The 6955-nt window shown below is 71.9% G+C and carries 6 protein-coding genes and 1 pseudogene; 4 read left to right on the top strand and 3 right to left on the bottom strand.

Features of this window, described 5'->3' with window-relative positions; genetic code table 11:
- On the top strand, positions 1 to 1540 hold a 1540-nt coding region (locus H5397_RS16800), incomplete at its 5' end, for a glycoside-pentoside-hexuronide (GPH):cation symporter (RefSeq protein WP_220492381.1).
- On the opposite strand, the gene H5397_RS18990 is transcribed toward H5397_RS16800, so the two are convergent.
- A complete protein-coding gene (locus H5397_RS18990) occupies positions 1526 to 2719 on the bottom strand; it encodes a peptidoglycan DD-metalloendopeptidase family protein (protein ID WP_182818863.1) in 1194 nt (397 codons plus the stop codon). The genes H5397_RS16800 and H5397_RS18990 overlap by 15 nt on opposite strands.
- Before the next feature lie 227 nt (positions 2720 to 2946).
- Here H5397_RS18990 and H5397_RS16790 point away from each other — a divergent pair, with 227 nt between their 5' ends.
- Entirely contained in the window at positions 2947 to 3873 is a 927-nt protein-coding gene (locus H5397_RS16790; protein ID WP_208090902.1) for a hypothetical protein, read from the top strand.
- A 4-nt stretch (positions 3874 to 3877) separates the two neighbouring features.
- On the opposite strand, the gene H5397_RS16785 is transcribed toward H5397_RS16790, so the two are convergent.
- The gene (locus H5397_RS16785) at positions 3878 to 5215 is read right to left on the bottom strand and encodes a prolipoprotein diacylglyceryl transferase family protein (RefSeq protein WP_182818862.1); all 1338 of its coding nucleotides are present in this window, start codon (positions 5213 to 5215) and stop codon (positions 3878 to 3880) included.
- Positions 5212 to 5940 (bottom strand): hypothetical protein, encoded by a 729-nt coding sequence (locus H5397_RS16780; RefSeq protein ID WP_182818860.1) that lies wholly within the window; start codon positions 5938 to 5940, stop codon positions 5212 to 5214. The genes H5397_RS16785 and H5397_RS16780 overlap by 4 nt, the downstream gene beginning before the upstream one ends.
- Before the next feature lie 85 nt (positions 5941 to 6025).
- Here H5397_RS16780 and H5397_RS16775 point away from each other — a divergent pair, with 85 nt between their 5' ends.
- Both H5397_RS16775 and H5397_RS16770 read left to right on the top strand, forming a co-directional pair.
- Positions 6026 to 6466 carry a TetR/AcrR family transcriptional regulator gene (locus tag H5397_RS16775; RefSeq protein WP_182818859.1) on the top strand — a complete coding sequence of 147 codons (441 nt, stop codon included), beginning with the start codon at positions 6026 to 6028 and terminating at the stop codon, positions 6464 to 6466.
- A gap of 267 nt (positions 6467 to 6733) precedes the next feature.
- Positions 6734 to 6955, top strand: a pseudogene (locus H5397_RS16770) (IS6 family transposase); the annotation flags it as partial.

Genomic DNA, 6955 nt, shown 5'->3' with positions numbered 1-6955 from the left:
CGGCGAACAACGCGTCCGGGAACAGGCGGTGCCGGTGCTCGGCCAAGAACCGGAACACGCTGCCAGCCGGCAACAAATGCCCCGCCAGCGACTCCACGTCCAACACATCCCGCTGCGGACTCGACTCACCCTGCACAACCCAACAATTCCAGCCAGCTGCCGGTCAGTCCCGTGGGCACGCGGACAGATTGTTCAGCAGGCTCCTAGGCCACCACGACCAGCGACCACGCAGGGACGCCGCGCCGGCTCGGCGCGGCGTCCTTTCGTCGGTTATGCGGCCGGGGACATCGCCAACAACCTGGTCTTCTCGTTCCAGGCGGTCTTCCTGGTCGTCTACTACGTCAACGTCGCCCGGCTCGACCCCTACGACGTCGGCGTCCTGCTGCTGGTGGTGCGGATCTGGTCGGCGGCCTGCGACCTGATCGCGGGGCGGCTGGTCGACCGGCGGAGCTCCGCGCGGGGCCGCTTCCGCCCGTACCTGCTGTGGGCGACCCCGCCGCTGCTGCTCGCGGCCTGGGCGGTGTTCAGCGTCCCGGACCTGGACGGCTACGGGCTGCGCCTGGCCTACGCGTGGGCGACGAGCGCGGTCATGATCCTGTTCTACTCCCTGGTCACGATCCCGTACGTGTCGCTGGCCTCGGCGATGACCGCCGACCCGGTGGAACGGGTCGGGCTCAACTCGTGGCGGATGGGCGCCGTCATGCTGGTCCAGCTGGTGCTGGCCGGGGTGGTCTCGCCCCAGATCACGCGGTTGGCCCACGACCCCGCGGCGCTGCAGGGGTTCTTCACGCTCGTGGCCGGGGCCAACGTGGTGCTGGGTCTGGTCCTGTACTGGACGTGCTACCGGACCTGCCGCGAGGACGTGCCGGTCGAGGTGCACCCCCTGACGCTCCGCCAGACGTGGGAGGCCGTCCGGACCAACCGGCCGTTGCTCGTGCTGTGCGCCTCGACGCTGGTGCTGCTGGCCGGCCAGTTCACGATCGTCGGCGCCCAGGCCCACTACGCCATGCTGGCCCTGGGCGACTCCGGCGTGCTGTTCTGGATGGCGTTGGCGAGCGCGGTCTCGTCGCTGGTGATGGTGCCGCTGGCGCCCCGGCTGTCGGCCCGGTTCGGCGCCATCCCCACGTACGTGGGGATGGCCGTCGTGGCGGCGGTCGGAGCGCTGGGCATCGCGCTGGCGCCCACCAGCGTCCCGTTCGTGCTGGCGTGCTTCGCCCTGCAGGGGCTCGGTTCGGCGCCGATCAACGCGCTGATGTACACGTTGGCCGCCGACTGCGTCGACCACGGACGCCGCACGCGCGGCTCTGCCACCCCCGGGGCGGTCTTCGCCACCTTCCACGTGGCCCGGAAGCTGGCCCAGGCGGCCGCCGGGGGAGTGGTGGGCGTGGGACTGGGCCTGTCCGGCATCGGGGCGGCCACGGCCGCCGGCGACCCGCACGCGGTGTCCGCGCTGGTCGTGCTGGTCGCCGTGGTGCCGGGCGTGCTGATCCTCGCCGGCGGGCTGGCGATCCTGGCCTTCGGCCGGTCAGGCGTGGAGTGAGGCGAGGGGGCCGATGTACTTCTCGGGGTTCACCGGGCGACCCGACTCGTAGACCATGAAGTGCAGGTGCGGCTTGGTGGACAGGCCGGTGTTCCCGACGTAGCCGATGACCTGGCCGCGCTCGACGCGCTGGCCCCGGGTGACGACGGCGCTGGCCATGTGCAGGTAGCCGCTGCCGACCTTGGGGGTCCCGGCGACGGTGCCGTGGTCGATCTTGACGTACAGGCCGGCGGAGGCGTCCCGCGCGACCGTGGTGACGGTGCCCGCCTCGGCGGCCACGATCGGCTCACCGGCGCGGTTGCCGATGTCGATGCCGTTGTGCAGCCGCCACGTGCGCAGGATCGGGTGGAACCGCTGGCCGTACGGGCCCGTGGGGCTGCCGAGCGTGCCGGTCGGCTGGCGCAGGGGAGTGGCGGCGTCGGGCACGGTCACGGGGGCGGCCACCGGCGCGAGGGCGCCGGAGTAGGCGCAGGCGTAGTACGCGGCGACGGCCCCGCCGGAGTCGAGCTGGATCCAGGAGCCGACCTTGCGCCCGGCCATCGGCGTGCCCTCGGTGAGGCGGCCGATCTCGGCCGAGGCGGTGGTCGCCTTCGCGCGGACCCGGACCCACGGCGTCCGGCAGACCTGGTGGGTCGCCGCGCTCGGGGCCACGCGCTGGGGCGCGGGCGCCGGGGCGGGGGCGGCGACCGGCGCGCTGGACGCACACGCGTAGTACGCGGCCACGTGGCCGCCGTTGTCCAGCTGGATCCACGTGCCGACCTTGCGGCCGCTGAAGGTGGCGCCCTGGTTCAGGCGTCCGACCTCCGCCGAGCGGGTGGTCGCGTTGGCGCGAACCCGGACCCATGGCGTCCGGCAGACGGCGAAGGTGGAGCCGCTTGCGGTGGACGCCTGGGGGGCGGCGGCGCGGCCGGAACCGGCGCAGGTGTAGTAGGCCGCGACGAAGCGCCCGTCGTCGAGGCGGAACCACGAGCCCTGCTGCGTGCCGGTGACCGCGGTGCCCCGGGAGAGGCGGCCGAGCTCGCGGGAGTTGGTGGTGGCCGCCGAGCGGACGCGGACCCAGTCGTGGTTGCACACCACACGGGTCTCGGCCGCTTGGGCGGGGGTGGGGACCACGAGGACCCCCACGACCGCCAGCAGGGCGGCGGCGAAAACTGAGAGAAGTCGGGCGGTTGGGCGCACGGCTGTATTCATCTCCCCTGGACCGTTGGGTATGACTGGGTACGGCCGGTGGGGGTGGTGTGGCCTCTTGAATGCTCCCTGCAAGCGCGGACGCCCATCAACCCGAGCCGACGAAATGGCGGCGAACTCTCAACCCTTGGCTGAGAGATTCCTGAAGACCATCAGGTCCCGGGGACCGGTGGGCGTGTCTGCCCCCTGCGCACTGGCTCCCCGCCTAGCCTGCCGTTGTGGAGGAGCGTCGCCAGTACCGGTGGAACGTCCAGCCCCGGTTCTTCGTGATCCTGGGGCTGTTCCTGGCCCTCGTGTTCGGGGTGTGGGGGATCGTCAACGCCATCGGGGGCGCGCTGCAGCCCCGCGGGGTCGAGCTCCCGCGCGGGGGGAGGACGCTCTTCCCGGAGTACCGCCTCGTCGGCTACTCGGGCTACCCGGGTTCGGCCGCCCTGGGCCGCCTGGGCACCGGCGACATCGACGAGCGCATGGACGAGATCGAGCGGGTGGGCCAGGACTTCCTGCGTGGGCGCAAGCTGCTGCCCGTGATGGAGCTCATCGCCGTCACCGTGCACTCCCAGCCGGGTGGGGACGGCCTGTACCGCTCCCGGGCCAAGGACGACATCATCGCCAGCTGGCTCGAGACGGCCCGCAAGCACGAGGCGATCCTGCTCCTGAACATCCAGCCCGGGCGCGCGCGCTTCATCGACGAGGTGAAGCACCTCGAGAAGTGGCTCGTCGAGCCCGACGTCGGGCTCGCCCTCGACCCCGAGTGGGCGGTCGGCCCGGAGGAGGTGCCCGGAGACGTCTACGGGCACTCGACCGGCCCCGAGCTGGACGAGGTCGCCACCTACGTCGCCGGCCTGGTCGCCGAGCACGGCCTGCCCGAGAAGGTGGTGCTGTACCACCAGCTGCACGCCGACATCATCTCCGAGGAGGAGAAGCTGGTGCCGCACGAGGGGGTGGCCCTGGTGAAGTCGATCGACGGCATCGGCTCGGCCGCCGCGAAGGTCAACGCGTGGAACAAGATCGTGGCCCAGACCCCCGACCACGTGAACCTCGGGTTCAAGCTGTTCTACGAGGAAGACGCCCGCCACGGCCCGCTCATGTCGGCCGACCAGGTGATGGAGCTGCAGCCCGAGCCCGTCTACGTGCTGTACGAGTGAGGAATCAGCCCGACAGGCGCGACAACGGGGCGCGCGAGTCGGGCAGGTCGACGCTCATGGCGGCACCGCAGACGACGAAGAAGAGGACGCCCAGGGCTGCGGCGGCCGGCCAGGCGGCGAGGTCGGGGGCCGGTGCGGGCCCCGACGGCACGAGCATCACGAGGGCCCCGACGACGAACATCGCGACCGCGAACCACTGGTAGATGCGCAGCCCGGCCACGATGCGGGTCAGGGGCTCGCCGCGGTAGGCCTCCTCGATGAACCGGACGGTGCCGGCGCCCACGAGGTAGCCGCCCATGACGAGCGTGAGCGGGGCGTGGGCCAGCCAGGCCGCGAGCAGCACCGAACCGAGCACCAGGTTGCCCAGGATCGAGTACAGCTGGGTCGGGTGGATGGTGACCCCGCTCAGCCCGGCGTGCGCGCAGGCCCGCGAGTGCGGGTTGGTCACCACGATCCCGGACGCCGCGGGTGCACCGTGGCAGCAACCCTGCACGAGGCAGCGGAGGCGCCCGACCGCCTGGGTCCAGGGGGCGACGAGGGCGAAGGCGGCGAGCAGCACCGCGTCCTGGGGGCTGGCCAGCACCCACGCCCCGCCCAGCACGGCGATGGCGGCGAGGCTGCCGAAGTAGCCGAACGGGCGGCTCAGGCGCTGGGAGGACCCGACGAGGAGCTGACCCATCACCATCGCCCCGACGGCGCCGGCCACCATGAGGAGCGCGACCGGGGCCGCGTACCGGGCGCCCGCCGCGAGGACCGCCCCGGCGGCGCCGACCCCGCCGGCGAGGCCTGACCAGACGACGTGGTTCATGATCCGCACGGGCCCCAGGCGCACCGACGACCAGCTGTTGGCCAGGCGCTCGGTGGCGGCCAGGAGCGCCTGCCACCCGGGCGGGTTTCGGCGCAGGGCGAGGACGGGCCTGGGGAGTTCGCCGAACCGCTCGAGCAGCGACAGGCGCTCGTGGCCCACGGCCAGGGCCAGGCACCCCAGCACGGCGGTCGGGGTGGACACCCAGAGGCCGCCCGGGGATCCGAGCGCGAGGGCCAGGCCTCCCGTGGCCAGGCAGAAACCCGTGTAGATGGGGTGCGGGACGAGCCCGAACACGCCGGTCGTGACCAGGCGCTCGGGCGGGAACGCGTTCATCGGCAGGCCGCGGCCGCGCACCATGAGCGTGCCCAGGCCGAAGACCATGATGGCCGCCCCGGTGACCGTGAGTGCCCAGCCGACGCCCGGCAGGCGCGGTGTCGGGAACGGCACGGGGACGCCGCCCAGCGCGACCAGCAGGGCCGGGACGACCACCACGAACAGGGCGCCGTAGCCGACGCGGGCGAGCAGGCCGCTCATCCGAAGCGGACCTCCTCGTGGACCACCCAGCCGTCGTGGGGGGTGCCGTCGAGGACGAGCTGTCCGCGGGAGAGGTACTTGGCCTCGTGGAGGTGGCGCAGGGTCGCCGGCAGCAGCCGGGACAGGACGCCGCTGAAGGGGCCGAGGACGGTGGCCGGGACGCTGTCGACGCGGATGGGCCGGGTCTCGCCGAGGTCCAGGGTCGCGTGGCCGTCCGGTGCGGTGACCTCGGTGACGGTGGCACCGTCCATGCGGGTCCACGTGTGAGCGCTCGAGGCGTCGTCGGCGACGAATCGACCCCAGTTGAGGTCCGTGAGCGGGAGGCGCCACGGCGGCAGCGTCAGGCGGACGACCTCGGCGTAGCCGGTGCCGCTGTAGCCGCAGGTGGGCGTGGTGACCTCGGCGTGGGCGGCCAGCCGGAGCGCCTGCCACGTCACCTCGGCGCCCTCGGTGCCCAGGACGCGGCGCGGTTCGGTCCCGACCCCGCCGGTCCATGACCCGGACACGTCCAGGCCGGGGGAGAACAGACGGACGCCCGCGGCGTCCGCCTCGATGCGGCCGCGGCGCAGGGACTGGTGCTGCCGGACGGGCGCTCCGGGGGAGTCGGCCTCGATCGAGGCCGTGTAGTCGAGGCGGAGGGGGCCGAGGGTGAGGTGCGCGACGTACCCGATGAACAGGGCGCCATCGGGGGTGACACAGTCGGCGTACCACTTCGTGAGGCGCACGGGGACAACGTAGACCCGCCGGGCGGTCCGTGCGTGTGCCGTGCCCACGCTTGCACGAGGTACACCGTATATATACACTGTACACATGCTGACCCGGGAGGCGATCGTGGAGTCGGCCCTGCACGTCGTCGAGCAAGGTGGGCTGGAGGCTCTGTCCATGCGTGGCGTGGCCCGGCGGCTCGGCGTCACGCCGATGGCGCTCTACAACCACGTGCACGACAAGGCCGACCTGGTGGACGCCGTGGCCGTGGCGACGGCCGAGGGCCTGCAGGAGTCCGGGGCCGTCGATGCGGAGGCGTCCGCGCGGGCACTCAACGAGGTGTTGGCGGCCTCGCCGTGGCTGGTGCCGGTGCTGGCGCAGTCCCGTGTCGGGCTCGCGGATGTGCACGGCGACGACTGGCTCACCCTGCAGGCGTTCGTGCTGGGACTCGGCGCGCTGCGTGGTTCAGGGAGACTGGACGAGGAGGGCGCGGACCGCGTGTTCGAGCGGGGCCTCGCGGCGCTCCTGGCCGATCCGCCCGCCTGAGTGTGGTTGTCCGATAATGCACATTATGACATTACCTAGTCTGCGTATTGCATCAGATGAATCACCACGGTCCCCCGGGCGACATGGTGCTGCGAGACGTCTGGCGAGGGCTCTGACCTGCGCAGATGCCTCTCCGTACACGATGTCGAGCAGCGGTAAGGCGCCCGGGGCTGTGCGTGGACGCGTTTGAGCCGGTTACGCAGACAGGCTCTGTTGCAAAAATCGTGAAGCTTGAGCATGCTTGGCGGAGATTGGACGGACGGAACGATGACGGATTTCAAGTGGCGCCATTTCCAGGGTGATGTGATCCTGTGGGCGGTGCGCTGGTATTGTCGCTATCCGATCAGCTATCGCGACCTTGAGGAAATGCTGGCGGAACGCGGCATTTCGGTCGACCATACGACGATCTATCGCTGGGTCCAGTGCTACGCCCCGGAGATGGAGAAGCGGCTGCGCTGGTTCTGGCGGCGTGGCTTTGATCCGAGCTGG

The organism is Propioniciclava sp. MC1683 (assembly GCF_014164675.1).
Classification (GTDB): Bacteria; Actinomycetota; Actinomycetes; order Propionibacteriales; family Propionibacteriaceae; genus Propioniciclava.
This window is presented reverse-complemented; position numbering and strand designations above follow the sequence as displayed.

Excerpts from the sequence above, each read along its gene's own strand:
- H5397_RS16775 (WP_182818859.1), top strand. The coding sequence starts at position 6,026 with ATGCTGACCCGGGAGGCGATCGTGGAGTCGGCCCTGCACGTCGTCGAG.
- H5397_RS16785 (WP_182818862.1), bottom strand. The coding sequence starts at position 5,215 with ATGAGCGGCCTGCTCGCCCGCGTCGGCTACGGCGCCCTGTTCGTGGTG.